Origin of the sequence: Enterobacter sp. 301B (assembly GCF_003850715.1) — a bacterium.
Classification (GTDB): domain Bacteria; phylum Pseudomonadota; class Gammaproteobacteria; order Enterobacterales; family Enterobacteriaceae; genus Enterobacter; species Enterobacter intestinihominis.
Map to the genome: position 1 here is coordinate 114779 of NZ_PQTC01000013.1, position 26780 is coordinate 141558.

Annotated in this window: 26 protein-coding genes and 1 pseudogene; 19 read left to right on the forward strand and 8 right to left on the reverse strand. The window is 55.9% G+C overall.

Features of this window, described 5'->3' with window-relative positions; translation table 11 throughout:
• Positions 1–3 precede the first annotated feature (3 nt).
• Positions 4–1341 (reverse strand): SrfA family protein, encoded by a 1338-nt coding sequence (locus C3451_RS15515; RefSeq protein WP_045622551.1) that lies wholly within the window; start codon positions 1339–1341, stop codon positions 4–6.
• A gap of 282 nt (positions 1342–1623) precedes the next feature.
• Between C3451_RS15515 and C3451_RS15520 the strand changes: the two genes are divergently transcribed.
• Together C3451_RS15520 and C3451_RS15525 are read left to right on the forward strand one after the other, a co-directional pair.
• Positions 1624–3222: an ABC transporter substrate-binding protein gene (locus C3451_RS15520; RefSeq protein WP_045622550.1), complete on the forward strand. Its 1599-nt coding sequence runs from the start codon at positions 1624–1626 to the stop codon at positions 3220–3222.
• 100 nt (positions 3223–3322) lie between these two features.
• A complete protein-coding gene (locus C3451_RS15525; protein WP_022648243.1) occupies positions 3323–3556 on the forward strand; it encodes a YdcY family protein in 234 nt (77 codons plus the stop codon).
• 3 nt (positions 3557–3559) lie between these two features.
• On the opposite strand, the gene C3451_RS15530 is transcribed toward C3451_RS15525, so the two are convergent.
• Positions 3560–4009, reverse strand: a complete 450-nt coding sequence (locus tag C3451_RS15530) for a DMT family transporter (protein WP_022648242.1) — start codon at positions 4007–4009, stop codon at positions 3560–3562.
• Positions 4006–4524 carry a GNAT family N-acetyltransferase gene (locus tag C3451_RS15535; protein WP_023306282.1) on the reverse strand — a complete coding sequence of 173 codons (519 nt, stop codon included), beginning with the start codon at positions 4522–4524 and terminating at the stop codon, positions 4006–4008. Before C3451_RS15535 ends, C3451_RS15530 begins: the two co-directional genes overlap by 4 nt.
• Positions 4525–4672: 148 nt before the next feature.
• Here C3451_RS15535 and C3451_RS15540 point away from each other — a divergent pair, with 148 nt between their 5' ends.
• The 3 genes from C3451_RS15540 to C3451_RS15550 all read left to right on the forward strand — a co-directional run bounded on the left by C3451_RS15540 (position 4673) and on the right by C3451_RS15550 (position 7274).
• Positions 4673–5248, forward strand: coding sequence for a helix-turn-helix domain-containing protein (locus C3451_RS15540; RefSeq protein WP_017382277.1), 576 nt, complete (start codon positions 4673–4675; stop codon positions 5246–5248).
• 66 nt (positions 5249–5314) lie between these two features.
• Positions 5315–6349, forward strand: a complete 1035-nt coding sequence (locus C3451_RS15545; protein ID WP_022648239.1) for an NADP-dependent oxidoreductase — start codon at positions 5315–5317, stop codon at positions 6347–6349.
• Positions 6350–6605: 256 nt separating this feature from the next.
• Positions 6606–7274, forward strand: coding sequence for a GntR family transcriptional regulator (locus C3451_RS15550; protein WP_022648238.1), 669 nt, complete (start codon positions 6606–6608; stop codon positions 7272–7274).
• A gap of 132 nt (positions 7275–7406) precedes the next feature.
• On the opposite strand, the gene pqqU is transcribed toward C3451_RS15550, so the two are convergent.
• On the reverse strand, positions 7407–9524 hold the full coding sequence (gene pqqU, locus C3451_RS15555) for a TonB-dependent receptor PqqU (protein ID WP_045622548.1): 2118 nt from the start codon (positions 9522–9524) through the stop codon (positions 7407–7409).
• 247 nt (positions 9525–9771) lie between these two features.
• Between pqqU and C3451_RS15560 the strand changes: the two genes are divergently transcribed.
• Positions 9772–10833 (forward strand): YncE family protein, encoded by a 1062-nt coding sequence (locus C3451_RS15560; protein WP_023300197.1) that lies wholly within the window; start codon positions 9772–9774, stop codon positions 10831–10833.
• A gap of 92 nt (positions 10834–10925) precedes the next feature.
• On the opposite strand, the gene ansP is transcribed toward C3451_RS15560, so the two are convergent.
• Positions 10926–12422, reverse strand: a complete 1497-nt coding sequence (gene ansP / locus C3451_RS15565) for an L-asparagine permease (protein WP_045622544.1) — start codon at positions 12420–12422, stop codon at positions 10926–10928.
• 327 nt (positions 12423–12749) lie between these two features.
• Positions 12750–13640, reverse strand: coding sequence for a LysR family transcriptional regulator (locus C3451_RS15570; protein WP_022648234.1), 891 nt, complete (start codon positions 13638–13640; stop codon positions 12750–12752).
• 112 nt (positions 13641–13752) lie between these two features.
• Here C3451_RS15570 and C3451_RS15575 point away from each other — a divergent pair, with 112 nt between their 5' ends.
• The 12 genes and pseudogenes from C3451_RS15575 (at position 13753) to C3451_RS15640 (ending at position 24733) form a co-directional block, all read left to right on the forward strand.
• Complete coding sequence (locus C3451_RS15575) at positions 13753–14151, forward strand: cupin domain-containing protein (protein ID WP_032624190.1); 399 nt, start codon at positions 13753–13755, stop codon at positions 14149–14151.
• A 108-nt stretch (positions 14152–14259) separates the two neighbouring features.
• Positions 14260–15261: an MsnO8 family LLM class oxidoreductase gene (locus tag C3451_RS15580; RefSeq protein ID WP_045622543.1), complete on the forward strand. Its 1002-nt coding sequence runs from the start codon at positions 14260–14262 to the stop codon at positions 15259–15261.
• Positions 15258–16379 carry an amidohydrolase gene (locus C3451_RS15585; RefSeq protein WP_045622541.1) on the forward strand — a complete coding sequence of 374 codons (1122 nt, stop codon included), beginning with the start codon at positions 15258–15260 and terminating at the stop codon, positions 16377–16379. Before C3451_RS15580 ends, C3451_RS15585 begins: the two co-directional genes overlap by 4 nt.
• Positions 16380–16395: 16 nt before the next feature.
• Positions 16396–18659 (forward strand): annotated as a pseudogene (locus C3451_RS24565) (NtaA/DmoA family FMN-dependent monooxygenase).
• Positions 18660–18668: 9 nt separating this feature from the next.
• Positions 18669–19178 (forward strand): GNAT family N-acetyltransferase, encoded by a 510-nt coding sequence (locus C3451_RS15600; protein ID WP_045622537.1) that lies wholly within the window; start codon positions 18669–18671, stop codon positions 19176–19178.
• Between the two features lie 9 nt (positions 19179–19187).
• Entirely contained in the window at positions 19188–20114 is a 927-nt protein-coding gene (locus C3451_RS15605) for an amino acid ABC transporter permease (RefSeq protein ID WP_023300190.1), read from the forward strand.
• Complete coding sequence (locus C3451_RS15610) at positions 20098–20871, forward strand: amino acid ABC transporter ATP-binding protein (RefSeq protein ID WP_022648226.1); 774 nt, start codon at positions 20098–20100, stop codon at positions 20869–20871. Before C3451_RS15605 ends, C3451_RS15610 begins: the two co-directional genes overlap by 17 nt.
• 9 nt (positions 20872–20880) lie before the next feature.
• On the forward strand, positions 20881–21768 hold the full coding sequence (locus C3451_RS15615) for a transporter substrate-binding domain-containing protein (RefSeq protein ID WP_022648225.1): 888 nt from the start codon (positions 20881–20883) through the stop codon (positions 21766–21768).
• 166 nt (positions 21769–21934) lie between these two features.
• Positions 21935–22552 carry a glutathione S-transferase family protein gene (locus C3451_RS15625; protein ID WP_045622535.1) on the forward strand — a complete coding sequence of 206 codons (618 nt, stop codon included), beginning with the start codon at positions 21935–21937 and terminating at the stop codon, positions 22550–22552.
• Positions 22553–22589: 37 nt separating this feature from the next.
• Entirely contained in the window at positions 22590–22820 is a 231-nt protein-coding gene (gene pptA, locus C3451_RS15630) for a tautomerase PptA (protein WP_022648223.1), read from the forward strand.
• A gap of 185 nt (positions 22821–23005) precedes the next feature.
• On the forward strand, positions 23006–24007 hold the full coding sequence (locus tag C3451_RS15635) for a Kdo(2)-lipid IV(A) acyltransferase (protein WP_045622533.1): 1002 nt from the start codon (positions 23006–23008) through the stop codon (positions 24005–24007).
• Positions 24008–24097: 90 nt separating this feature from the next.
• Positions 24098–24733, forward strand: a complete 636-nt coding sequence (locus C3451_RS15640) for a helix-turn-helix domain-containing protein (RefSeq protein WP_022648221.1) — start codon at positions 24098–24100, stop codon at positions 24731–24733.
• Between the two features lie 140 nt (positions 24734–24873).
• Here the strand turns inward: C3451_RS15640 and C3451_RS15645 are convergent, their stop codons facing one another.
• A complete protein-coding gene (locus tag C3451_RS15645; protein ID WP_022648220.1) occupies positions 24874–25350 on the reverse strand; it encodes a GNAT family N-acetyltransferase in 477 nt (158 codons plus the stop codon).
• A gap of 85 nt (positions 25351–25435) precedes the next feature.
• Here C3451_RS15645 and C3451_RS15650 point away from each other — a divergent pair, with 85 nt between their 5' ends.
• On the forward strand, positions 25436–26371 hold the full coding sequence (locus C3451_RS15650; protein WP_045622531.1) for a LysR family transcriptional regulator: 936 nt from the start codon (positions 25436–25438) through the stop codon (positions 26369–26371).
• Here C3451_RS15650 and C3451_RS15655 read toward each other — a convergent pair.
• On the reverse strand, positions 26366–26668 hold the full coding sequence (locus C3451_RS15655; RefSeq protein ID WP_022648218.1) for a helix-turn-helix domain-containing protein: 303 nt from the start codon (positions 26666–26668) through the stop codon (positions 26366–26368). The two genes, C3451_RS15650 and C3451_RS15655, sit on opposite strands and share 6 nt — an antisense overlap.
• Positions 26669–26780 lie beyond the last annotated feature (112 nt).

Here is a 26780-nt window from a genome sequence, read left to right on the forward strand (position 1 = left end):
GGATCAGACACCTGCTTTCTTGAACGTCAGAGGAACGACGGTGTTGGCATCGTAACGTGCGGTGCATTCCGCCACGTCGCTGGCACCTGCCTTACAGGTCACTTCCGGCATCGGATAGCGTGAACCGTCGGTGCAACGAGCGTTTCCGCGCGTTTTGATCAACAGCTCGCCGTTGCTGTGTAATCCGGAAAAGACGTCTACCCGGCAGACAATGTTGTCGCCATGCACGACCCGGGCGAAACCTTTATTGTTCTGGATCTGGTAGCGCAGAGACGGCGGTTTGCCGGTGAGCGGATCCTGCACATCGAGAAACGCGCGCCAGGTGCCGTTCAGGAAGCGCGTTAACCCCGCTTTGACCTGGTTTGCCTCCATCACCATCGCATCTTTCGGTATCGCGGTAATGACCACCGGTTCGGCTGCCGGGGCAGGCGTCTTCACCTTCGGCTCTACCACTTCTGCCTGGTGCAGCGGGAGTTTCAGCTCAAGCGGCTCAACCGTCTTCACGGGGGCCGGAGCAATGGCGACAGGTGCTGGCGCTGGTGAGGTAACTGGCGCTGCGGTCGGGGTCTGTTTTGGCCAGAGCAGCGGCGTGGCAATGGCTGCAATAATGACGGCGGCAACCGGCAGCAACCACAGGGGGGAGCGACGTTTTTTCTGCACCACCGCTGGTGCGGGCTCTGACGGCACGGGGTTCATGCGCACCGGCTCTGGCGTATACAGCTCATCTTCGGTGATACGGACGGTAGCTACAGGCGTGATAAGCGGCGCGTCGGCCTGCTCGAAGGTCACCACCGGGGCCGGTTCTGGCTCAGGTTCAGGTTCAGGTTCGTTAATCATCACGGGTTCAGGTTCAGGGACCAACGATTCGCGCAGGCAGTCCAGCACGTCGTCGCGCGCGTTTTCGTTAAGATTGACGAAACCCCAGAAGCAGATCACCGGTTTGCCATCCACCAGGAAAACAAAGTTTTCACCGGGAAACTGGAAAGCTTTAGAGAGCAGAGATCCAAACAGTTGCTGCGCCGTTTTCGGTGACTGAAGGCATTTTTTACTTAGCGACTCCATGCTGGCGAGCGTGTTTTCCAGATAGCGCAGGGCGCGAAAACGATCGTCTTCATCCGCCGCCTTCCAGCTGGAGACGGTTCCCTCAACCGGGGAGTACCAGTCAACGCGATCGCCGCCGTCATTGACCTGAGGAATGGCCAGGCAATCGACGATAGCCTGCTGTTTGCGCAACCGAAGCGCTTCGCGGATTTGCAGCGCTGATTCAAAAACGGCCTGTCCGCCGCCGCCAACGGCCTGAAAATCATCCAGATTACCGCTGCGTAAAAGTGTTTTTGCCACGATTTGGTCCTGTAGACTTCTTCACGCCATTACTTTAGCGAATCAGGTAAGCAAGCAAACGGCGGAGGAGACGACAAAAGGGACGATTTCTTGCGGCATTGATCGTAACGGTTGTGCTTGACGAATAATGGACCTTAAGGCAAATCGGTTTCTGCGGGCTGATGCTAAAACCAGCGAAATGTACGGCTTTAGAATAACCTGATAGTGATTCGTTATTTGTCAGGCCAAAACGTCTGTGCTGTTATTACTGTTCACTATAATAAAACCGAAAGGGTAATAACCATGTTTACAGGGAAAACCGTGCTCGCCCTCGCGCTGAGCGCGCTGCTACCGGCAAGCGCCGCATGGGCGGCAAACAAAGACACCATTATCTACTGCTCTGAGGCGTCGCCGGAGTCGTTTAACCCGCAGATCGCCAGCTCTGGCCCCTCGTTTGTTGCCAGCTCGCAAACGCTCTATAACCGTCTGATTAACTTCGACCCGGTAAAAAACACGCCGGTGCCTTCTCTTGCGGAGTCGTGGACCATTTCGCCAGACGGCAAAACATACACGTTTACCCTGCGTAAAGGGGTGAAATTCAACAGCAATAAATACTTCAAACCGACCCGTGATTTTAACGCTGATGACGTTATTTTCTCCGTTATGCGTCAGAAAGACCCTAAGCATCCCTATCACAATGTTTCCCAGGGTAATTACGAATACTTTAATGACGTGGGCCTCGACAAGCTCATTCAGGATGTGAAAAAGATCGACGATTATCACATTCAGTTCACGCTGAGCGAACCCAACGCGGCTTTCCTGGCCGACTGGGGAATGGACTTCGCCTCGATCCTCTCTGCCGAGTACGCGGACGCGATGCTGAAAAAGGGCACGCCTGAAAATGTGGACACCTGGCCAATCGGCACCGGGCCGTATGTGCTTCAGCAGTACAAGGTGGATTCGCTTATCCGCTACGTCGCCAACCCGAACTACTGGGAGGGAGAGGTGCCGACCAAACACCTGATCTTCTCCATCACGCCAAACGTTGAGACGCGTCTGGCGAAGCTGCAAACGAACGAGTGTCAGATCATTCCTGCGCCGTCGCCGGTGCAGTTTGAAGCGATCAAGAAAAACAAAGACCTGACCCTGCACTCGGTGGATGCGCTGAACGTGGGGTACCTGGCGTTCAACACGGAGAAAAAACCGTTTGATAACGTGCTGGTGCGCCAGGCTCTGAATTACGCAACGGACAAAAAGGCCATTGTGAACGCGGTCTTTATGGGGTCTGGTACGGTCGCTAAATCGCCGATCCCGCCGAACATGCTCGGCTTTAACAAAGATCTGAAGGATTACGGCTACGATCCGGAAAAAGCGAAAGCGCTGCTGAAGCAGGCGGGTCTGGAGAAAGGCGCGGAAGTGACCCTCTGGTCCATGCCGGTTCAGCGTCCGTACAACCCGAACTCCCGACGCATTGCAGAGATGATCCAGGCTGACTGGGCGAAAGTGGGCGTGAAGGCGAAAATCGTCTCATATGAGTGGGGGGAATATCTCTCCGGCATGCGCAAAGGCGAGCATGATTCCGCGCTGTTCGGCTGGATGTCTGATAACGGCGATCCGGACAACTTCGCCGATGTGCTGCTGGGTTGTAACAGCATCAAAACCGGATCTAACGCCGCGCGCTGGTGTGATAAGGGGTATGATGAGCTGGTGCAAAAGGCCAAACTGACCAGCAACCCGGACGAACGTGCGAAGCTGTATGGCCAGGCACAGGAGATTTTCTACCAGCAGGCACCTTGGATTGCGTTAGCTAACGGTAAAACGTTCTACGCGACCCGCAGCAATGTGACCGGGTACAGCGTAAGCCTGATGGGCAGCGATTTCTCGAAAGCGAAGCTGAACTGATCGTATTTTGCCGGGTGGCGGCTATGCCTTACCCGGCCTACGGGTGTCAAATGTAGGCCCGGTAAGCGTAGCGCCACCGGGCACGTGAAAAGGAGTGACAATGTCACATTTAAATGATGTTATCGCCCGCGTCGATGCCACCATCGAAGAGAGCGTAATTACTCACATGAACGAACTGCTGATCGAATTAAGCGATGATGCAGAGCTCAGCCGTGAAGATCGCTATACCCAGCAGCAGCGCCTGCGCACCGCGATTGCGCATCATGGTAAGCAGCATAAAGAAGAGGCGGAGGCACGCCATGCCCACCTCACCCAGGGCGGGACTATCCTGTAAGGGTTAAAACTGGCGCCGCGCCACCAGCCAGGCACCGACCACCAGCATCACTGCGCCGCAGACCGGGCCAACCAGCGCGCGCAGGGGAACGCCGTTGCTCTTAAGGATGTCCATCACCAGGCCGCCAATCAGCTGGCTTGCCACCAGGACGGCAATGGTCGTTGCCGCGCCCACATTCTGATAGCCGCTAATACTGGCAAAGACAAAAAAAGACCCCAGCAGGCCGGGGATCAACGTCCACCAGCGCACCGTTGACGCCAGTTCGTTAAACCCCGCCAGGCCATTTTTCACCAGCAAAATGCTGACAAACAGCACAATCCCCACCAGCGAGTTCAGCAGCATGGCGATAAGAATGGTGGAGGAAGATTGCGTAATGCGCACCATCAGGGTGTTTTGCACCACCAGCCCAATCCCGGCGGCTACCAGAAACGCTAACGTCAACGATTGATTCATGGCAGAGCATCCGGATCGCTGCGCTCATCAAGCTGGAGCTGCATAAAGGTTAAGTCCAGCCAGCGACCGAATTTGGTTCCCACCTGCGGCATATTGCCGGTGGTAATAAAGCCAAGGGTTTCGTGCAGATGAATTGACGCCTGGTTCTGCGCCTCAATACCGGCAACCATCACGTGTTTACCGATCTGGCGGGCTTCCTTGATTAACTCCGTCATCAGCAGCCGGCCAATGCCTTTGCCCTGATGTTCGGGATGAACGTACACCGAGTGCTCCACCGTGTGGCGAAATCCGTCGAACGCTCTCCAGTCGCCAAATGAGGCGTATCCCGTCACCACTCCGTCTTCTTCACTGACCAGCACTGGATAACCCGACAGAGTACGCGCCTCAAACCATGCGATACGGTTATCGGTGTCGACAGTTTTATCATTCCAGATGGCGGCGGTGTGCAGCACCGCATGGTTATAAATTTCACCGATAGCGGCACAATCTTCTTTGCAGGCATGACGAACAATCATGGGTAACCTCTGGCTGTGTTGTTCACTATAGTAGTACGATTTACTCACAATATTACACAGTTCTTGTATTGCATCGCTACGACAAAATCCCTATGTTTTTGTCACAAAACTGCCCCGAAAAACCATCCGTACACTATAGTATGACGTCATGAATACAATGACAGACAATATGAATCAACGCATTAGCGCCCGCATACGCCTTGAACGCGAGTCGCGGGGCTGGTCATTAAGCGAACTGGCCGAACGGGCAGGTATCTCACGCGCCATGATCCACAAGATTGAACGGGGAGACAGTAGCCCAACGGCGACGCTGCTTGCGCGGTTATCCGGTGCCTTCGGTATTAGCATGTCTACGCTTATTGCGCGCGCGGAAATGCAGGAGGGCAAACTGTTACGTCTGGCGAATCAGCCCGTCTGGCGCGATCCGCAAACCCACTATTTGCGTCGCCATGTGTCGCCGCGCAGCGATATGCCTATCGACCTCGTCCAGGTGGAGCTACCCGCAGGCAGCGATGTGCCGATGCCCGCCTCCTCTTATGCGCTGGCACGACAGCTGATTTGGTTGCAGGCAGGTGAACTGGTCTTTCTGGAGGGGGATACTCGCCATGAAATGAAGGCCGGAGATTGTCTGGAACTCGGGCCGCCGAACGACTGCCGGTTTATCAACGAAACGGATGAATCGTGTCTTTATCTGGTCGTGCGGCTTAATCAGTCCGGCTCATAATGCACAGGCGATCCGCAGGATAACGTGCCAGACTTGAATGACATTTTCAGCAGTAAGGAGCGATGAATGAGTCAATCTACTACGCAAAACCGACGCTGGGTACTGGCTTCCCGTCCACACGGCGCGCCGGTTGCCGATAATTTCCGCCTGGAAGAGCAGCCGATCCCCGCGCCCGCAGAGGGGCAGGTGTTATTACGCACCGTATGGCTCTCGCTTGATCCGTACATGCGAGGCCGTATGAGCGATGCGCCATCCTATTCACCTCCGGTCGAGATTGGCGCGGTGATGGTGGGCGGCACGGTAAGCCGCGTCGAGACCTCCCGTCATCCGGATTATAAAGAGGGTGAATGGGTTCTGGGTTACAGCGGCTGGCAGGAGTATGAACTATCCGACGGGCAGGGGCTGGTGAAGTTGGGTGAAAACCCGTCGCATCCTTCATGGGCACTCGGCGTGCTAGGGATGCCGGGCTTCACCGCGTATATGGGGCTGCTCGATATCGGCCAGCCTCAGGCAGGGGAAACCCTTGTCGTGGCGGCGGCCACGGGGCCGGTCGGCGCAACGGTGGGGCAGATCGGTAAAATCAAAGGATGCCGGGTCATCGGCGTGGCTGGCGGGGAGGAGAAATGCCGTCATGCGGTCGACGTGCTCGGTTTCGATGCCTGTCTGGATCACCATGCGGATGATTTTGACGAACAACTGGCTAAAGCCTGCCCGCAGGGCATTGATGTGTATTACGAAAACGTCGGCGGTAAAGTCTTTGACGCCGTGCTGCCGCTCTTGAATACCTCCGCGCGCGTGCCGGTTTGCGGACTGGTCAGCGGCTACAATGCGACCAACCTGCCGGAGGGTCCGGACCGCTTACCGCTACTGATGGGGACCATCCTGAAAAAACGCATCCGTATGCAGGGTTTTATTATCGCGCAGGACTATGGTCATCGTATTGACGAGTTCCAGCAGGAAATGGGCCGCTGGGTGCAGGAAGGCAAAATTCACTATCGCGAGCAGGTTACGGAAGGGCTGGACGCGGCGCCGGACGCCCTGATTGGCCTGCTTGAGGGGAAAAACTTCGGCAAGGTTGTGATCCGCGTGGCGGCCGACTAAACAGAGCATCGGTTATGGCGGGCAGTGTCCGCCATAATTATTTGTGAAGATACGATATATTGTCTTTAATTAATCCATAAGCTTTGCGCGCCTCGGCCCAGCTGAGCCAGAAGTGAAAAATGCAATATTATTTGAGCGATTTTAATATTACGCGCGCCCCTCATACCAGGCATGACGATACAGGATATATCTAACCGGCGATGTTTTTTTAAACAGACGCTGAAAATGGCATTTTGTTTGGCTACGGGAATTAAACATGCTTGATTTGGAACATATGGAAAAAGCACAAAGAATCAGTCTGACTTTGCAAGTAGAGAACAGTTTAAAGGGAGCATTAATTACGGGCTCATTAAAACCTGGGGCTCGACTCGTTACAAAAGAGATTGCGGATAAATTGGGCACCAGTATCACACCGGTGCGCGAAGCCCTGCTGCGCCTGGTGTCGGCGGGGGCATTACAGGCCACGCCAGCGCAGGCGTTTTTGGTGCCAGAAGTGACGCTGGAACGCTATAACGAAATTAACGCCATCAGAAAGCAGCTTGAACCGATGGCCGTTGCGGCGGCGTGCCAGAATATGACCGAGACCAAACTGGATGCGTTACGCGCGCTGTCAGATAACTTCAGTGCCGCCATGCATCAGGGCGATGTACAGAAAGCGATCCATGCCAACCGCGTGTTCCGGTTCACGCTCTATCAGTATGCCGAGATGCCGACCCTTCACTCGCTGATTGAGCAGCTCTGGGTACGGATTGGTCCGTGCATTCACTATCTGCATGAAGAGTTAAGCGAGGTTCCCGCAGCGACCTATCATTATGACGATCTGCTTTCTGCGCTTGAGCAAAGGGATGTGACGGCCAGCCGGGAAGCGATCGACAAAGCCATTGATGAAGCCAATATTCTTCTGCAACGGCAATACTACAGTTAAGGATCCCTCTGGCGCACTTATTTGTTTATTTGTATCAAACGTCCTTGATTATATTCCCGGCGCATCAGGCAACCGGGAATGATGTTATTTTGCTTATTTTTTTACCGGCAACGTGCGCTGCCGGAGAATGGTTTACTCAAAACGATAAGAGACCGACAGGCCCACGCCATAGTTACGACCAGGGGCAGGTTCGTAATAGCGGTTGTAGCCAGCGTTAACAATCTCTGAACCGGCGTACTCTTTATCGAACAGGTTATCGACGCGACCAAAGACGTCCATTCCCCATTTGCCGTAGTTGAGTTTATAGCCGGTATTCAGGCCCACAACGGTATAAGAGGGCGCTTTAGCGGTGTTGGTATCGTTGGCCATGACATCGCTCATGTAGCGGGCATCTGCCCCCGCGTACCAGCCTTCCTCAGGCTCCCAGCCAAACGACACATATCCCATGTTACGGGCGATCCCCGGCATCCGGTTGCCGCTACAGTCTGCATTGCTACAGACGTTGGTGCGGTAGGTGGCATCAAGATAGGTCCACGCCATCTTCAGCTTCCAGTTCTCGGCAAACTGCTGGTCGAGCGCAATTTCCACACCCTGACGGCGCGTTTTCCCCGCGTTTTTATAAGTCGTGCGACCATCCTTGCTTTCGTCCACCACGATCTCATTGTCGGTATCCGTGCGGAACAGCGCCGCCGTCAGGATGCCATTGCCGATGCGGGTTTTGCTGCCAATCTCATAGGTGTTGTTGGTGGACGGTTGCAGGTTCATATTGAGGCCACCTTTGCCATCAGAACGGTAGGAAAGTTCGTTGATGGTCGGCGTCTCAAATCCCCGTCCTGCCGCAGCATACAGGTTCCATGCGTCGGTCACGGCGTATTTCACCGCACCTGCCGGGAGCCATTTGTGGTAGCTGGCGTCGCCGCTGTCATCACCGTTTTGCGGGGTAATGTAACGATCGTTGGAGTCAAACCAGACGGAGCTATAACGTACGCCCGCCTCTAAGGACAGTTTTTGCGTTAGCTGCCACTGGGTTTGCAGGTAGGGATCCAGGTTCCACATCAGATTGCGTTCGTCACGGCGTTTATTACCCTTCACGCCATAATCCGGCACGCCGTTGTCCATCACGAAGTTCTCATACCCGCGACGATTTTCACTCATATTTTCGTAGTTCAGCCCGGTGGTGAATGTCACCGGAACCAGCAGCTCACCGCGGTGGGTCCAGCGCGTATCAATACCCTGATAGTGACGCTGCATATCAATCACACCGCCCGAATGCGCAGGATTCTCGCGCTGAGTGGACGCCGGAATGGACTGGTACTGAGTCATTTCACGCTCACCGGCATACATCATCACGCTGAGGTCGTCCTGTTCGCTCAGCTGACGGTCGTAGCGGATCCCGGCCTGGGTCTGCTTAATGGTCTTACGCGTGTTGTACTGATCGCCACGTGGTGACTGGCGCGGGTTGTTCTGCCACTCCTGATAGCTCAGTCCGCCCGGATCGTTGGCTTTCATGTCCACGCTGTTAAAAATCAGCGTCAGCTTGCTGACATCATCAATACGCACGCCCAGTTTCGCGTTGGCGAGGTTTTTGCGCGCGCCGCTGTGGTCGCGATAGCCATGGGTGGTGAAACGGGTAGTGGATACGGCGTAATCCACATCGCCCGCCTGAGTACCATCACCCACCGCCCCGGTGGCCTTCATACCGTAACGCCAGGTGCCGTAGCTGCCGTAATAGCTGCTGGCTTCAATGGTGGCTGGCTGTTGTCCGGTCTGGGTGTTGATGTTGATCACGCCGCCGGAGGCATTACCGTACAGGGCAGAGAAGGGGCCGCGCAGCACGTCGACGCTCTCTATGCTGTTGAGGTCAATGTTTGATGTCTGCCCCTGGCCGTCGGGCATGGTTGCCGGAATGCCGTCCACGTACATACGGATCCCGCGTACGCCGAAGGTTGAGCGCGCGCCGAATCCGCGAACGGAAAGTTGCAGATCCTGAGCATAGTTCTGGCGGTTCTGGATTTGCAGGCCAGGTACGCTCCCAAGGGATTCAGAAAGGTTGATGCGCGGTGTGGCATGTCGCATATCCTCGCCGCTCACCACGCTGACTGCGGCCGGGGTGTCCAGTTCTGAGACGGTTTGCGGCGTGGCGCTGACGATCAGGGTCTGTTCATCCGCGGCCATCGCACTCAGCGGGCCAAAAATGACGGGAACGAACAACAGGGGTAGTGAGGCCTTATGGGCAGTAATAATTTTCATGGAGTAAGCCGGTTAAGAAAAAATTCGAACCAAATCAACTGGAACCTGTGTATATATGTTAAATCCTTTGTAAATGTTATGAAAACTATAACCGCACATTTCGTGAATGTAAGGTTTTGCAGGAAAGAAATACTCCACATTCAACTCATTAATGATTACTATTCTCATTAAAATAACGGCAAAGCGATGACTTTGCCCGCCGGAAGCGATGTCAGCGGTAAATCTCCTCATTTAAAAAGGAATTGTTATGTCTTTACGTCATCTGTGCTCGCCGCGCCTGCGTGGGTCTCTGCTGTTGGGCTCTTTACTGTTTGCCGGTACGTTCCAGGTTCATGCCGCTGAAGAGATGCTGCGCAAAGCGGTCGGCAAGGGCGCGTATGAAATGGCCGTCAGCCAGCAGGAAAACGCGCTGTGGGTTGCGACGTCACAAAGCCGCAAAACCGATAAGGGCGGCGTGGTCTATCGTCTGGATCCGGTCACGCTGGAAGTGACGCAGGCGATTCATAACGATCTCAAGCCGTTTGGCGCCACGATCGATAACGCCACCCAGACGCTGTGGTTCGGTAACACCGTCAACAGTGCCGTGACGGCGATTGACGCCAAAACGAGCGAGGTGAAAGGGCGCCTGGTGCTGGACGATCGCAAACGTAGCGACACGGTGAAGCCGCTTCAGCCGCGCCAGCTGGTGGCCGATGACGCGACCAATACGGTATACATTACCGGCATCGGCAAGGAGAGCGTGATCTGGGTTGTTGATGGCGCAACGCTGAAGCTGAAGGACACCATCACGAACACCGGCACGTTCAGCACCGGACTGGCGCTGGATGCGAAGGCAAAACGCCTGTATACCACCAATGCGGACGGTGAGCTGGTGACCATTGATACCGCGACCAACAAAATCCTCAGCCGTAAGAAAGTACAGGAAGACGGAAAAGAGCACTTCTACCTGAACCTGAGCCTGGACACTGCCGGCCAGCGTGCGTTTGTGACGGATTCAAAACAGCCTGAAGTGCTGGTGGTGAATTTGAAAGATGGCAGCGTAATGCAGAAAATCGCCGCGCCAGAATCGCTGGCCGTACTGTTTAACCCGGCGCGTAACGAAGCCTATGTGACGCACCGCGAGGCGGGCAAGGTGAGCGTGATTGACGCCAAAACTTACAAAGTGACCAAAACCTTCGATACGCCGGTTTACCCGAACAGCCTGGCGCTGTCTGCGGACGGTAAAACGCTGTACGTGACGGTGAAACAGAAGTCTACCCGTCAGCAGGAAGCCACTCAGCCTGACGATGTGATTCGTATCGCGCTTTAAGGTGAGAATTGCCCGGTGGCGCTGCGCTTACCGGGCCTGGAAAACAATGAAATGCAGGCCGGGTAAGGCGTAGCCGCCACCCGGCTTTTTTATTAACGCGACGTCTCTTCCACCAGCGGACCATCCTGTTTGTCATCTCCAGGATGAACCGGGGCGGTACTGTGGATTTCATTCACGCGTTTACGCACGCCAAACCAGCCAGCAATCAACAGCACCGCCAGCAGCGGGATTGTGGCGATGGTGTAAGTACCGTTCGGGTAGTCGAAGGCCATCAGCACCAGCACACTCAACAAGAACAGCAGGGTAAGCCAGGAGGTCACCGGCGCGCCCGGCAGCTTGAAGCTGACGTCAGCCGCTTTCCCTTCTTTAATTGCTTTGCGCAGACGCATCTGACACACCACGATAAAGGCCCAGGAGGCGATGATGCCCAGCGCAGCGACGTTCAGCACGATCTCAAACACCTGAGACGGCACGAGATAGTTCAGGAACACGCCAAAGATATACACCACCAGCGTAGCCAGAATACCCGCGTAAGGCACCTGCTGCTTGCTCATCTTCGACATAAACTTCGGCGCAGAGCCCCCCATCGACATGGAGCGCAGGATACGGCCCGTCGAATAGAGCCCGGAGTTCAGGCTGGAGAGCGCGGCAGTCAGTACCACGATGTTCATGATGCTGCCCACGTACGGCACGCCCAACTTAGAGAAGAAGGTCACAAACGGGCTTTGCCCCGCCTGGTATGCATTCCACGGCAGCAGCAGTACCAGCAATACCACGGAGCCCACATAGAACAGACCGATACGCCAGATCACGCTGTTGATGGCTTTAGGCACCATCGTCTGCGGATTTTTACATTCACCTGCCGCCGTACCGACCAGTTCGATGGAGGCAAAGGCGAACACCACACCCTGCACTAGAACCAGCGCTGGCAGCAGGCCGTGCGGGAAGAAACCACCGTTATCGGTAATCAGGTGGAAGCCGGTGGCGTTGCCGTCCAGCGGTTTACCGGTGCCGAGGAATACGGTCCCGACCACCAGGAAGATCACAATGGCCAGCACCTTCACCAGCGCGAACCAGAACTCCATCTCGGCGAACCATTTCACGCCAATCATGTTCATGGTCCCGACGATTGCCAGCGCCCCGAGGGCGAACACCCACTGCGGCACATCGCCAAACGCGCCCCAGTAGTGCATGTACAGCGCAACGGCGGTGATATCGACGATACCGGTCATTGCCCAGTTAACGAAGTACATCCAGCCCGCGACATACGCGGCTTTTTCACCGAGAAATTCACGGGCGTAAGAGACAAAGCTGCCGCTGGAAGGGCGGTGGAGCACCAGCTCGCCGAGGGCGCGAAGAATGAAGAAAGAGAAGATCCCGCACACCAGATAGACCAGGGCGAGCGCGGGGCCAGCCATTTGCAGACGTGCGCCTGCACCTAAAAAAAGACCTGTACCGATAGCGCCGCCGATGGCGATCATCTGCACCTGACGGTTGCCCATCGCCTTGTGATAGCCCTCTTCATGAGAGTTCAACCAGCGACGTTTAGCAGCATGATGATCGGCTGCGCTTTTATTGCTTGTTTTCATTGAGTTACCTGTTTGCCTGTCTGAACCATTAACGTGATAGTCCTGCCTGGCAGAAGCCGAAACAAACGATTGCTTCTGCGCAGACACATGCTGCCTTTCCAGTCATTCTGTGTATGGATAAGGCAAAACATGGCGAGGCATCCTACCCGCAATTGATAAGCGACGCAAAATATAACCGTGCCGAAAGTGATGCTCGTCGAAGGAAATCGTGTTGTCAGAGCAGACTGCGATCACAACGCGCTGAATCGTGACGTTTTTTTAGGCAAAAAGGTCGGCGAATGCTGATTTAATCATCAGGTTTACTTAATAGTTACCTATAGGTAGAACTTATGGATGCCGCAGAGCTGCGATAAGTAATGAAAACGCGGAAGTGTGCTGGCGGCGGCTCGGATAATAGAGATGATAACCGGCAAAAGCCGGACACCAGGCTTCAAGCACACGCACTAACCGGCCCTCAGCAAGGGCGTCCTGAACCGCATCTTCCGGGACGTACGCCAGCCCCAGACCGTTTTCGGCGGCATCAATGCGTTGCGGCAGGCTGTTGAGGATCAACTGGCCGTCAACCCGCACGCGCAGCTCACGTCCGTCCCGTTCAAATTCCCAGGCATATAATCCGCCGCGTGTGGGCAGGCGCATATTAATGCAGCGGTGCTGATCAAGCTGCTCCGGCGTTTCCGGTACCCCGAAACGATGCAAATAGTCTGCCGACCCGACGACCGCCATGCGCATGTCCGGGGCAATACGTATCGCAATCATATCTTTCGCCACCTGCTCACCCAGACGCACCCCCGCGTCAAAGCGGCCATCGACAATATCTGTCAGCCCATCGTCCACCGTGACTTCAACGTTGATGTCAGGATACTGCGCCATAAAGGGTTTAAGCACAGGCCACAGCACGGCAGACATGGCGTGCTCCCCGGCGGTTAGGCGAATATTCCCGGCAGGTCTGTCGCGGGTATCACGCAGCGCGGTAAGTTCCTGCTCGATCTCCAGCAGATGGGGGCTTAAGCGCATGAAGAGTTGCTCGCCGGCCTCGGTAGGGGCCACGCTGCGGGTGGTGCGGGTTAACAGACGGACTTCCAGCCTCGCTTCCAGATTGCGCATTGCGTGACTGAGCGCCGACTGAGATACCCCAAGCTGCGCCGCGGCGCGGGTAAAGCTGCGCTCCCGGGCGACAACCATAAAGGAGAGCAGATCGTTGAAGTTGTCTTTTAACATGGCGGCTTATCCTATTTATGAATTGAACTCATAGTTCCTTTCTGATTATGCACTCTAATGCTCCCCATGGCTTTACGCTACTGTTAACGCAATAGCAAACGAGGAGTAGATCATGAAAATTATCCGTAGCGGTTCGCTACCTTCCGTTCATGGGCCAGAGGCCTGGTTTACCGGCAGCGTGCGCATTGACGCACCTTTCCAGGCGACTGAACCGGCAAAAGTCGGCGGCGCGACCGTCACCTTTGAACCCGGCGCACGTACCGCCTGGCATACGCATCCTCTTGGACAAACGCTGATCGTGACGCAGGGGCGCGGCTGGTTACAGGAGTGGGGGAAAGAGGCGGAACCGCTGAATCAGGGTGATATCGCCTGGATCCCACCCGGCGTGAAGCACTGGCACGGTGCAAGCGTGCAGACGGCCATGACCCATATCGCCATCGCAGAAGCGGTCGACGGGAGTCCGGTGGCATGGCTGGAGAAGGTCACCGACGAGCAGTATCCGAACGAGTAGCGGTAAGCTATAGCTGATTTCCGGCAATCCAAATGTAAATTAATTGTTTCTCAGAGGTGAAATCCGCCTTTAATAATGACGACATGTTAAGTCAAACGAGAACCCAACATGTCATGGCGAATCAGCATTCTGGATAAAAGCCCCGTCGCAGAACACGAAACAGCCGCCGATGCGCTGGCGCGAACCTTAGCACTGGCGCAACAGGCAGAAACGCTGGGTTATCACCGCTTCTGGATTGCCGAACACCACAATACCCCGCAGCTTGCCAGCCCCTCGCCGGAGCTGCTGATTGCCTGGATCCTCGGGCAAACAAAACGTATTCGCGTGGGCTCAGGCGGCGTCATGCTGCAACATTACAGCCCCTATAAAGTCGCCGAAAATTTTAACGTACTGGCCGCCATTGCGCCGGGCCGGGTTGATCTGGGCGTTGGCAAAGCGCCCGGCGGTCTGCCGCTCTCTACCCGCGCCTTGCAGTACGGCCTAAATCCGCAGGAAAAAGGCAGCTTTACTGAACAACTGACGCAGCTTGATCGCTGGATCCGCCCTGAAAATCAGTCAGCGGAGGAGGACGTTCGCGCCACGCCGCTGCCGCCGGTGCCTGCCCGGGGATTTCTGCTGGGCGCCAGTACCGAAAGCGCGCTACTGGCGGCCTCCCTCGACTGGCATTTTGTCTTTGCCGCCCATCTGAACGGTGATCCTGAGCTGCTGCGCGAGGTCGTCACAGCGTGGCGTCAACACAGCGTCCGGGAGGTGATTGTGGCCGTGCAGGTCATTGTCGCCCCAACCCAGGCTGAGGCCGATGCGCTGGCGCAGAAGGTTGAAGTGTGGGGCGTGGAGCTGGTAAACGGACAGCGCGTCACCGTGGCCAGCGAAGAACAGGCCTACGCCTTTGCGCGGCAGGCGGGGAGTGACCCGGTGCGCATCGCGCGTCGGGCGCAGTCTCTGCTGGCCGGAACGGCGGATTCGGTGCTTGAACAGCTCAACGCGCTGCATCAGCTGTGGGGAATTGACGAATTTATCATCGACACGCCGGTCGCTGATGGCGCAACGCGCGTGCAGTCACTGCGACTGCTGGCCGAGGCGCGATTTAACAGGGAGGTGACCGTATGAGCTTTAGGGAACAACTGATTGCCTGGCGCCGTGAGCTGCACCAGAACCCTGAACTCTCTGGTCAGGAGGTCGAAACAACGGCGCGCCTGCGCGAGTGGCTGACGGCAGCCGGGATTGCCCCGCTGCCTTACGATCTCCAGACCGGGCTGGTTGCGGAGATCGGCACGGGCAACGCACTGGTTGCGCTGCGCGCCGATATCGACGCGTTACCCATCGACGAGCGCAGCGGGGTGCCGTTTAGCTCCCGGCGCGCCGGGGTGATGCATGCCTGCGGACACGACATTCACACCAGCGTGATCCTCGGCGCCGCGCTAAAGCTGAAAGAGCGGGAAGCCTCGCTCAACGGTCGCGTGCGGATCCTGTTCCAGCCAGCGGAAGAGAATTTCGGCGGAGCGAAAAGCATGGTGCGGGCCGGGGCGTTACGCGACGTACGCGCGATTTTCGGGATGCATAACGAGCCGTCACTGCCGGTCGGCGAGTTTGCCACGCGCGGCGGCCCGTTCTATGCCAACGTTGATCGCTTCGTTATTCACGTGACCGGCAAAGGCGCGCATGCCGCACGTCCCCATGAAGGCAACGACGCCATCGTGCTGGCAAGCCAGCTGGTAACCGCGCTGCAAAGCGTAGCCAGCCGTAACGTCAACACGCTGGATTCGGTTGTTCTGAGCGTGACGCGCATCGCCGGGGGGAATACCTGGAACGTGCTGCCGGAAAGCGTTGAGCTGGAGGGCACGCTGCGCACGCACCGCACGGAAGTGCAGCAGAACGTGAAAGCGCGCGTCGGTGAAATCGCCGCCGGATTTGCCAGCGCCTTTAGCGCGCAAATCAACATCACCTGGTACGCCGGGCCCACCGCGCTGGTGAACGATGAGCACTGGGCCGGGTTTGCCACCTCGGTCGCGCGCGAAGCGGGATATGAAACCCGGCATGCGGAACTGCACATGGGCGGGGAGGATTTCGCGGTCTATCTGCAAAACATACCCGGCGCGTTTGTCAGCATTGGCAGCAACAGTCCGTTTGGGTTACATCACCCGGCATTTAACCCGGACGAAGCATTAATCGAACCCGCTGCCCGCTATTTTGCTCAGCTCGCGGAAAAAGCCCTGCAACACGTTTAATTAATTTGAGGTGAATATGTCTGCACATCGTCAATTGCGGCTGGGGACCATTTTGCATGGTGCATCCGGAAATATGTCTGCCTGGCGCCATCCGGCGGCGGTCGCGGATGCCAGCATTAATTTTGATTTCGTTAAAGAAACGGCTTTAAAAGCAGAAGAGGGCAAGCTCGACTTTATATTTGTGGCCGACGGCCTTTATATTAACGAGAAATCCATTCCGCATTTTTTAAACCGCTTTGAGCCGCTGACGCTGTTGTCCGCGCTGGCGAGTATCACCTCGCGCCTGGGGCTGGTCGGCACGTTATCCACCTCGTACAGCGAGCCTTTCACTGTTGCACGCCAGTTCGCCAGCCTTGATCACCTGAGCAACGGACGCGCGGGCTGGAACGTGGTGACGTCGCCGCTGGAAGGGTCAGCGAAGAACTTCTCCCGCGAAAAACACCCGGAGCATGCGCTGCGCTACCGCATTGCCGATGAGTATCTCGACGTGGTGAAAGGGCTGTGGGACTCCTGGGAAGGGGATGCCTTTATCCGCAATAAAGAGAGCGGACAGTTCTTTGATGCGTCGAAACTGCATACTCTGGATCACCACGGTGATTTCTTCCGGGTTTCTGGCCCGCTGAATATTGGCCGCACCCCGCAGGGACGTCCGATTGTCTTTCAGGCTGGTGCGTCCGACGACGGTAAAAAGCTGGCGGCAAAACATGCTGACGCGATTTTTACCCACCATGACACGCTGGAAGAAGCCCAGGCTTTTTACCGCGATGTTAAACAGCAGCTGGAAAGTCACGGCCGCCGCGCAGGGGATTTACATATATTCCAGGGCGTCAGCGTGATTGTTGGAAACGACGCCGATGACGTAGAAAACCAGTATCAAACCACGGCGGCACTGGTCTCCATTAATGATGCGCTGAATTACCTTGGACGTTATTTCGAGCATCACGACTTCAGCCAGTATTCTCTCGACGCGCCGTTCCCGGATATTGGCGATTTGGGCAAAAACAGCTTCCGCAGCACCACCGATGAAATCAAGCGTAACGCCCGTGAGCGCAACTTAACTCTGCGTCAGGTCGCGCTGGAAGCCGCATCGCCGCGCCCGCGTTTTTCCGGCACACCGGAGCAGGTGGCCGATGGTTTACAGGCCTGGTTCGAGGAGAAGGCGGCGGATGGCTTCATCATTCAGGGCGGTACGCCGGACACCTTCCCGCGCTTTGTCGACCAGGTGGTGCCCGTTTTACAGGCGCGCGGCCTGTTCCGCACCGACTATCCCGGCACCACGCTGCGCGAAAGTCTGGGCTTAGACGAGCCCAAAAATCAGTTCACACAACAATAAAAGAGAAAAACGCTATGCAGAAATCATCGCTTATTCTGGCGCTTGCGCTGGCTTTTACCCCTGCCGTCTGGGCAGAGAACGTCAATATTAACGGCACCGGCGTGAGCATTGAGGCCAATAAAACGCCGATCAATACCGCCAAAAACAGCGATGCGATCGCGCAACTGCCGAAAGACTATCGCTTTGCCGTGCCGGGGAAATTTACCGTGGCGGTGGCGGGACTGAATCAACCGCCGCTGACGGTCTTTTCCGACGACAACAAGACCCTGCTGGGAAGTGAGGTCGACATTGCGCGTCTGGTGGCGGACAGCCTTGGGCTGGAGCTGAACGTGGTTCCCACCTCCTGGGAGGACTGGCCGCTGGGGGTGGCCTCCGGGAAATACGATGCGGCTATCAGCAACATCACCGTCACCAAAGCGCGCAAAGAGAAGTTCGACTTCGCCACCTATCGCAAGGATTCACTTGGCTTCTACGTGAAATCCACCAGTCCCATCAACTCGCTTGTGAAGGCAGAGGATATCGCCGGGCTGCGTATCATCGTGGGTTCCGGCACCAACCAGGAAGCCATTCTGCTGGCATGGAACGAAGAGAACCTCAAAAAAGGGCTTAAACCCTTTACGCCGATCTACACCAAAGACGACGCGGCCCAAACGCTGGCGCTTCAGTCCGGACGCGCGGACGCCTACTTTGGCCCGAACGTGATCGGCGCCTGGAAAGCGGCGCTCAACGGTAAAACCAAACTTGTCGGCAGCGTCGACGGCGGCTGGCCGAAGGCGGCGCATATCGCGGTGACGCTGAAAAAAGGCAGCGGCCTGGTCGAACCGGTACAAACCGCGCTGAACGGCGCGATCAAGAACGGAGATTACGAAAAGGTGCTGAACCGCTGGGGGGAAGGCGTGGAGCGTATCTCCAGTTCCGAAGTTAACCCGGCGGGTCTGGGCGATTAAGGAGGCGCTATGCGCGAACAATTTCGTGACGTTTCGCCGGAAGATGCCGATCTTCAGCCCATTATCGAGGGGCTTTTCGGTGAGTACGCCGCTCGTTACGGCGACTACTTTTCAAAGGATGCGGAAGTCGAGCTGACAGAGTGGTACCTGGCGCCGCAGGGGCTGTTTATCGTCCTGGAGCGCGAGGGTGAGATCGTCGCCACCGGGGCGTACAAGCCCTTCGACGAACATACCGCAGAGATCAAACGTATCTGGACGAATAAAACGCTGCGCCAGCAGGGACTGGCCGCGCGCGTGGTACAGGAGCTGGAGCGCCGGGCGGTGCTGGCGGGCTACAGCCACATCTACCTGACTACGGGGTTTCGTCAGCCGGAGGCGGTGCGGCTCTATCTCAGTCAGGGGTATCAGCCGCAGTTCGATCTCAACCGCGACCCGGAAGAGTATAGCCAGCCGCCGTTCGACGGTCGGCTGCGTTTCACCAAGACGCTGATCCGCGAAGCGCTCAGCAAAACCGCATAAGGAGCGACGATGAGCAACGTTGAAACCATAAAAGTGGTCCCGGCACGTTATCCGCTGCGCGCTGCTGGCGCCGTGGTGGCGCTGTTTGTGCTGGCGGTCGTGATCCAGTCCGTGGCCTTTAATCCGCGCTGGGAATGGGCGGTATTTGCCCGCTGGTTCTTTGACCCGGTGATCCTCGAAGGCGTCGGACAGACGCTGCTGCTGACGTTGATAAGCACCGTATTGAGCGTGGTGATTGGCGGCATGCTGGCGCTGGCTCGGCTCTCGTCATCATGGCTGTTGAACAGCCTGGCGTGGGGTTACATCTGGCTGTTCCGATCGCTGCCGCTGATCGTGGTACTGATTATCCTCTATAACTTCTCCTATCTCTACGACACGCTCTCTCTCGGCGTGCCTTTTACCGGCATTACCTGGGGCAGCTTTGAAACCATCAACGTTCTCGGGCAGTTTTCTACCGCCATCGTGGGGCTGACGCTGGTGCAGAGCGCCTATACTGCGGAGATCATTCGCGGGGGCTTCCTTGGGGTCGACCACGGTCAGTATGAGGCGGCCGCTGCGCTGGGTCTGCCGGCGTGGCGTCGCACCGTGCGCATAATTCTCCCCCAGGCGCTGCGCACCATCCTGCCGTCCGGGTTTAACGAAATCATCAGCCTCGCCAAAGGGACGGCGATGGTTTACGTGCTGGCGATGCCGGAACTGTTCTACACGATCCAGATGATCTACAACCGCACCCAGGAGGTGATCCCGCTGTTGATGGTGGGGGCCGTCTGGTATCTGGTGATCACCACCGTACTGTCTGCCATCCAGCATGTTATTGAGCGTGGACTCGCCCGCAGCGAGCGCCGCTCCGCCGTAAACCAGAGCCGGGCGACCAGCCGCGCGCGTTCCGTCACCACTTCGTCAGCACAGGAGCCCGTTCATGCAAGCCTCTCCTGAAGGACACATTTCCATAACCGGCGTCAGTAAGTTTTTTGGCCGACATAAAGCGCTCGATAACGTCACGCTTGAGATCCCACCGGGCTCCGTGACGGTGATCCTCGGACCCTCTGGATCGGGAAAATCGACGCTGCTGCGCACTATTAACCATCTGGAGCGCGTAGACGAAGGCTTTATCCAGATTGACGGGGATTACATCGGCTATCGCCGTCAGGGTGACAAACTCTACGAGCTCAAAGAGAAAGAGATCCTCAAACAGCGCGTCAACGTTGGGTATGTGTTTCAGAACTTCAATCTTTTTCCGCATCTTACGGTGCTGGAAAACCTGGTTGAAGCACCCATCGCGCATAAAAAGTTCAGTAAAAAAGAGGCTATTGAAAACGCCTACAGCCTTCTGGATGTGGTAGGTCTGCGCGATAAAGCCGATGCCTGGTCGCGTCACCTCTCCGGCGGCCAACAGCAGCGCATCGCCATTGCCCGCGCGCTGGCGCTGCGCCCGCGCGTGATGCTGTTTGATGAGCCAACTTCGGCGCTGGATCCGGAACTGGTTGGCGAAGTGCTGGACGTGATTAAAAAGCTCGCCCGCTCCGGCACTACGCTGGTGGTGGTCACCCATGAGATCGGCTTTGCCCGGGAAGTGGCGGACCAGGTGGTATTTATGGTCGACGGTAAAATTGTGGAGCAGGGCAGCAGCGACGACGTGTTAAACCGACCGTCGCATCCGCGAACGCGCCAGTTCCTCTCAAAAGTGCTGTAAGGAGCGCAGATGAAATATGGACTCCTGGCGGGGCTGGTCTTCACGACAGCGAGCCACGCCAGCATTGATTTAAAGGCCAACGAACAGCCGCTGCCAGTGACGGTTGATCAACAGGCAGTGGCGAAAATCCCGGCGAACTATAAATTTGTTGAGCCGGGTACCCTCACGGTGGCGATTTCAGCCCTGAATTCTCCGCCGCTGGCGCTGCTGGCCAGTGATAACCGCACCCGTATTGGCAGCGACCCGGATATCGCCCGGTTGCTGGCGGGCAGTCTGGGGCTGAAGCTGAAGCTGGTGCCAACGGCGTGGGAAGACTGGCCGCTGGGGATCACTTCCGGGCGCTATGACGTGGCGTTGGTGAATATCGCCGTCACCGAGCAACGTAAGGAGAAGTTCGATTTTGCAACCTATCGCGTCGATTCCCTGGCCTTCTCGGTGAAATCCACCAGCAACGTACAGTCGATCACCAGTGCGAAAGATCTGGCCGGTAAAAAGGTGATTGTCGGGTCAGGCACCAATCAGGAACGTATTCTGCTGGGCTGGAACGAAGAGAATAAAAAGGCCGGGCGCGAGCCTGCGTTGCCGGTTTATCTGACCGACGACGCCTCAGGCAATCTCTATATTCAGTCCGGCAGGGCGGATGTCTTCTTTGGACCGCAGTCCGTTTCGGCCTACAAAGCCGCGTTAACCGGCAAAACCCGCGTCGTGGGATTAGGCCCGAAGAAAGCCTATGTCGCCACCACAACCAAAAAAGGCAATGGGCTGGTGTATGCGTTGCAGGCTGCGCTGGACGGTGCGATTAAGCGCGGGGATTATCAAAAGGTGCTGGCGCGCTGGGGGGAAGCGGGCGAAGCGGTGACGTCTTCAGACGTTAATCCACCCGGGATAACCTACTAATGGTGCTCTATACCCTAAATAATTCGAGTTGCAGGAAGGCGGCAAGGGAACGAATCCCCGGGAGCGTACATAAGTACGTGACTGGGGTGAGTGAATGCAGCCAACGCACCTGCAACTTGAAGTATGACGGGTATACACTTAGGGTTTTCATCCCTGAGGAGGCAACATGATCAAACTCTATGGCGTACCCGGCTGGGGATCGGCAATCAGTGAGGTGATGCTGACTCTGGCAGACATCCCGTATCAGTTCGTCAACGTGGATGGGTTTGACCAGCCCGGCCCGCAGCGCGAATTGCTGTTGAAACTGAACCCGCTGTGCCAGGTGCCGACGCTGGAGCTGGAAAATGGGGCGATCGTGACGGAAACCGCGGCGATCGCCCTGATGGTGTTCGACAGTCGACCCGACCTCGCGCCGCCCGTTGGGCAGGCCGAGCGCCAGCAGTTTCAGCGCCTGCTCATCTGGTTTGTGGCGAACGTCTATCCCACCTTTACGTATGCAGATTACCCGGAACGCTGGGTGCCTGATGCCCCGGAACAGCTGAAGAAAAACTGTATTGAGTACCGGAAATCCCTCTATCTGTGGTTTGACAGCCAGCTCAGCGCCTCGCCTTATGCCTTTGGCCAACAGCTAACGCTGCTTGACGTCTATATTGCCGTCGTGCGTACCTGGGGGCCAGGTCATGAGTGGTTTACCACCAACGCACCTAATATCACCGCCATCGCGGATGCCGTCTGCGCGTTGCCAGAACTGCACAAGGTGCTAAAAGCTAACGACATAATCTGATAACGTGGAACGCTAACCTATAAAAGGAGCCCTGCCCATGCCTCACGTTGATATCAAATGTTTTCCACGCGATCTGACTGACGAACAAAAAACGGCCCTGGCGGCGGATATCGCCGAAACGATAGTCCGTCATCTGAACAGCAAAGACCGCTCAATCTCCGTGGCGCTTCACGAAGTCCAGGAAGCTGACTGGAAGGCGCAGGTCTGGGATACCGAGATTGGACCTAAACTGGATGAGCTGATTAAGAAGCCCGGCTATTCGATGTAACTCGCCTGCCGGGTGGTGCAGTATCACCCGGCGATCCCCGCCTTTCATTCCTTTCGCAAAAATCGATAATAAACAGCACAACGTTTCCGCTACAATTCACTCCTCCGAACAATATTCGTTAAATCAGCAGGTAAGCACTACAACTGCACCAGATTAAGTACAGATAGTAAAAGGATAATTTTTTCATGACAAAATTACCTCGGTTTTCACTCGCCTTTATTCATCCTCGTTACTGGTTCAGTTGGGCAGGCATCGCCGCACTCTGGTGTACGGTCCAGCTCCCATATTCGCTTCTGTTAAAAGCAGGGCACGGACTCGGGCGTCTGGCTATGCGCATGCTTCCACGCCGCGTGGAAATCGCCAGACGAAATCTTGAGCTTTGCTTTCCGGAGATGAAAGAGGGTGAGCGCGAGCGTTTGCTTGAGCGTAATTTTGAATCGGTTGGAATGGGCGTCATCGAAACGGGCATCGCGTGGTTCTGGCCTGACTGGCGCGTGCGCAAACACTTCAGCGTGACCGGCTACGAACATATGGAACAGGCAAGGGCGCAAGGAAGGGGCGTGGTGCTCATTGGCATGCATTTTCTCACGCTGGAATTAGGCGCACGCATCTTTGGCATGCTCAACGCGGGTATTGGCGTCTATCGTCCCAACAACAATGCGTTGCTCGACTGGCTACAGACGCGCGGTCGTCTGCGTTCCAATAAAACCATGCTCGACCGTTACGATTTGAAGGGCATGATCCGCGTGCTTAAGCAAAATGAGATCCTTTGGTATGCCCCGGATCACGACTATGGAAAAACGAATAGCGTGTTTGTGCCGTTTTTTGCCGTCCTGGACGCCGCGACAACTGCCGGGAGCTATATGCTGGTGAAAAGTGCCAGACCGGCCGTGATCCCGTTTGTACCACGCAGAAAAGCAGACGGCACAGGGTATGAGCTGATTATCCTGGACGATATTAGCGATACCTTGCAGGGAGGCGATAAAGTGGCCGTGGCTACGCAGATGAACAGGGCGATTGAGCGTGCGGTGATGATGGCACCCGAGCAATATATGTGGCTGCATCGTCGCTTCAAAACGCGTCCTGAAGGGCAACCGGACTGGTATGCGCGAAAAAAACAGGTCCAGTCCTCAGTCAGAACTTTCTCTGCCAGCGATATGTCGGATCGGTCGAGTATCCAGCAGTAACACAGGGGGCGGATGCCGTTGCGCTCCGCCCTTTATAAAATCTGCGCCGCTGGATAGAATTACCGCATCCACCTTGTCGGGATGCAAAATATGACTGGAAGAGTCGACTATCACCTTGAAAAATATCTCCTCACCGAAGTCGCCGAGCCAGAACGTCTGACCCGCCAGTGGGCAGAAGTGATGCGCGAGTGTCGCGAGCAAAAATCCGGTGCGGAAGAGCGTTTGCGTCTCGCGCTGCTGAATGTGGATTATGTGACCAGCTTTGAGCTTCCCTTCCGGTTACTCCTCACCCGCGCCCCGCAGTTGATTGATGGGATCAGAAATGAGTTCCAGCTCAGTCAAAAAAATGTCCTGTTCAACGGCAAGCGGTTTGGCTGCGTTTACAGCCTTAAACAGGACCTGGAAGGCGTTCCTGACGAATTTACCTATCACCTGAAAACGCGGATCCAGCGAAGCGACAGCACTGGCGGAAGTGAAGTACCTTACCGGCAAATTGCACAGCAGGTGAAAGCGCCCAGGGAACGACTCAAACTGGCACTCGAAAATGGACTATCTGTAACGGCGCTCGACGGGCTTTTCTGGTTTGGCATTCAGCGCATCGCGGCCGATGTGCAGAGGCTAAGAAAAACGGGCACGAGGATTGTGACGTCAGAGACTGAGGTGTTTGATACGCTAACGATGACAACCCGGCGGATCCCTGTCTACAGCCTGACGCAGCCGGAATGAGCCTCGGTCGCTGAATCGTCGAGCGTCTCAGAGAAAACAAAAAAAGACGGTAATCTCTTTCTCAGATATACCGTGCTTCAGCAACGCTTTCATTGACATTATGCCCCTTAGAAAGAGGGGCGTTTCACGCGATGGCATTGCTACTCAGCAAATGCCCGCAATGCCTCGCCATCAAGACGATAGCGTACCCATTCGGACTGCGGTACCGCGCCGATGCTCAGATAAAAATCAATTGCAGACTGGTTCCAGTCAAGCACGCTCCATTCCAGCCGGCCGCAGTGACGTTCCACTGCGCATTGCGCGATATTTTTAAGCAGTGCTTTTCCCGCACCCTTGCTGCGGTATTCCGGGGAGACATACAAATCTTCCATATAGATGCCGTTGCGACCAAGCCAGGTGGAATAGCTGGTGAAAAAAACGGCATACCCCACAGCATGGCCTGCATATTCGGCAACCAGCGCTTCGGTTTTACTGTCTGCACCAAACAGCGTTTTACGGATTTCGTCCGGCGTGGTGACCACTTCTTCTGGCGCTTTTTCATAGACTGCGAGTTCGTAAATCATATCGTATATTGCCGCTGCATCTTCAGGTCGCGCCTGACGAATCGTAATGCTCATTCCTTTCCCTTTATCTTTGTTTGTAGTTGATGGGGATAAGCATAAAGGCTAATGTCAGAAGAATTAAGTGCAATGAAATCAATAAATGATGAATATTATGCATCCAGCCTTAAGGCGCCTTGATTTAAACCTTCTGCCGGTTTTTGACGCGATTTATCGCCACAGTTCCGTTCGACTTGCGGCAGATGAGCTGGCGATGAGCACCTCGGCGCTCAGCCATGCCCTGTCACGGCTGCGTATTTCGCTCAACGACCCGCTGTTCTACCGGGAAGGACATCGAATGTGTCCCAGCGTCTATGCCACCCAGCTTGCGCCAGTTATTGCATCGGCCCTGAAATATCTCGACCAGGAGCTGTCGCCGCAGCCGGAATTTGATCCTGCTGTCAGTACAGCGTGTTTGCAGATCGCGATAACGGACTTTACCGCGTTCTGCATATTCCCTGCGCTCATGAATACGCTTCAACATGCGGCGCCTGGCTTGCGTCTGGAATTACGATATTTGCCGCACAGCCCGGCATTGACGGAATTACTGGCAGGAGAGGTGGATCTGGCCCTGGGATTCAGCACCATTGAGGATCGCCGGTACCCGGAGCTGGAAGAGATCAGCTGGTTCGAAGATGAATATGTGGTGATTAGCAATGCGAGCCGGAGCGCGCTCACGCTGGAGGATTATCTCGCCGCCCGGCATCTTGTGGTTACGCCGTGGAATGAGAAGCAGGGGGTGCTGGATTTGCAGCTGGAACGCATGGGTTATACCCGACACATTGCGATCAAAACCCCGTCTATGCTCAGCGCCCCGTTTGTTATTGCAGAAAGCGATCTGCTGATGGCGTTACCTCGATTCGCCGCTGAAAAGCTGCTGCCAGCTACCCGTATTAAAATTTTTGATTTACCGTTCCACATCAGTCCGTTTGAAGTAAAAATTTATTCGCACAAGCGCAGCGGGAAACGAGGCGTCACGAACTGGCTCAAAGCTACGCTGCGCGCGCTGGCCGAAGGGCAACAGTCAGAGCGCTTATGATTTCGACTGTAACAGGATCGCCATCAGCCCCGGAAAGCGGGCGTCCAGATCTTCTCTTCTCAGTGAAATCATATTCTCGCGCCCCTGCGGGCGCTGCCAGATCACGCCGCTGTCGCGCAGTACACGCCAGTGGTGAGTCATGGTTGATTTCACCACCTCGTCCGGGCGCAGCGCGTTGCAGCTCAGCTCACTGCCGTCGGCCAGCCGTCGAATAATCGCCAGCCGCAGCGGATTGCCGAGGGCGAACAGCACATTTTCCAGCAGTATTTGTTCAGGTTCCGGGTGGTTTGGGATCATCGTTTTCCTGCGTCTCGCGTGAGATTGAGCTATATCAACAATAGGTCAACCGTTAAAAAATAGTTCGATAATACTCGTACAATAGGACTATTATAACAAACGAACAAACACG

Excerpts from the sequence above, each read along its gene's own strand:
- pptA (WP_022648223.1), top strand. The coding sequence starts at position 22,590 with ATGCCTCACGTTGATATCAAATGTTTTCCACGCGATCTGACTGACGAA.
- C3451_RS15605 (WP_023300190.1), top strand. The coding sequence starts at position 19,188 with ATGAGCAACGTTGAAACCATAAAAGTGGTCCCGGCACGTTATCCGCTG.
- C3451_RS15570 (WP_022648234.1), bottom strand. The coding sequence starts at position 13,640 with ATGTTAAAAGACAACTTCAACGATCTGCTCTCCTTTATGGTTGTCGCC.
- pqqU (WP_045622548.1), bottom strand. The coding sequence starts at position 9,524 with ATGAAAATTATTACTGCCCATAAGGCCTCACTACCCCTGTTGTTCGTT.
- C3451_RS15645 (WP_022648220.1), bottom strand. The coding sequence starts at position 25,350 with ATGAGCATTACGATTCGTCAGGCGCGACCTGAAGATGCAGCGGCAATA.
- C3451_RS15550 (WP_022648238.1), top strand. The coding sequence starts at position 6,606 with ATGCTTGATTTGGAACATATGGAAAAAGCACAAAGAATCAGTCTGACT.
- C3451_RS15545 (WP_022648239.1), top strand. The coding sequence starts at position 5,315 with ATGAGTCAATCTACTACGCAAAACCGACGCTGGGTACTGGCTTCCCGT.
- C3451_RS15540 (WP_017382277.1), top strand. The coding sequence starts at position 4,673 with ATGAATACAATGACAGACAATATGAATCAACGCATTAGCGCCCGCATA.
- C3451_RS15575 (WP_032624190.1), top strand. The coding sequence starts at position 13,753 with ATGAAAATTATCCGTAGCGGTTCGCTACCTTCCGTTCATGGGCCAGAG.
- C3451_RS15580 (WP_045622543.1), top strand. The coding sequence starts at position 14,260 with ATGTCATGGCGAATCAGCATTCTGGATAAAAGCCCCGTCGCAGAACAC.
- C3451_RS15625 (WP_045622535.1), top strand. The coding sequence starts at position 21,935 with ATGATCAAACTCTATGGCGTACCCGGCTGGGGATCGGCAATCAGTGAG.
- C3451_RS15615 (WP_022648225.1), top strand. The coding sequence starts at position 20,881 with ATGAAATATGGACTCCTGGCGGGGCTGGTCTTCACGACAGCGAGCCAC.
- C3451_RS15530 (WP_022648242.1), bottom strand. The coding sequence starts at position 4,009 with ATGAATCAATCGTTGACGTTAGCGTTTCTGGTAGCCGCCGGGATTGGG.
- C3451_RS15610 (WP_022648226.1), top strand. The coding sequence starts at position 20,098 with ATGCAAGCCTCTCCTGAAGGACACATTTCCATAACCGGCGTCAGTAAG.
- C3451_RS15635 (WP_045622533.1), top strand. The coding sequence starts at position 23,006 with ATGACAAAATTACCTCGGTTTTCACTCGCCTTTATTCATCCTCGTTAC.
- C3451_RS15535 (WP_023306282.1), bottom strand. The coding sequence starts at position 4,524 with ATGATTGTTCGTCATGCCTGCAAAGAAGATTGTGCCGCTATCGGTGAA.
- C3451_RS15525 (WP_022648243.1), top strand. The coding sequence starts at position 3,323 with ATGTCACATTTAAATGATGTTATCGCCCGCGTCGATGCCACCATCGAA.
- C3451_RS15650 (WP_045622531.1), top strand. The coding sequence starts at position 25,436 with ATGATGAATATTATGCATCCAGCCTTAAGGCGCCTTGATTTAAACCTT.
- C3451_RS15600 (WP_045622537.1), top strand. The coding sequence starts at position 18,669 with ATGCGCGAACAATTTCGTGACGTTTCGCCGGAAGATGCCGATCTTCAG.
- C3451_RS15655 (WP_022648218.1), bottom strand. The coding sequence starts at position 26,668 with ATGATCCCAAACCACCCGGAACCTGAACAAATACTGCTGGAAAATGTG.
- ansP (WP_045622544.1), bottom strand. The coding sequence starts at position 12,422 with ATGAAAACAAGCAATAAAAGCGCAGCCGATCATCATGCTGCTAAACGT.
- C3451_RS15640 (WP_022648221.1), top strand. The coding sequence starts at position 24,098 with ATGACTGGAAGAGTCGACTATCACCTTGAAAAATATCTCCTCACCGAA.
- C3451_RS15560 (WP_023300197.1), top strand. The coding sequence starts at position 9,772 with ATGTCTTTACGTCATCTGTGCTCGCCGCGCCTGCGTGGGTCTCTGCTG.
- C3451_RS15585 (WP_045622541.1), top strand. The coding sequence starts at position 15,258 with ATGAGCTTTAGGGAACAACTGATTGCCTGGCGCCGTGAGCTGCACCAG.
- C3451_RS15520 (WP_045622550.1), top strand. The coding sequence starts at position 1,624 with ATGTTTACAGGGAAAACCGTGCTCGCCCTCGCGCTGAGCGCGCTGCTA.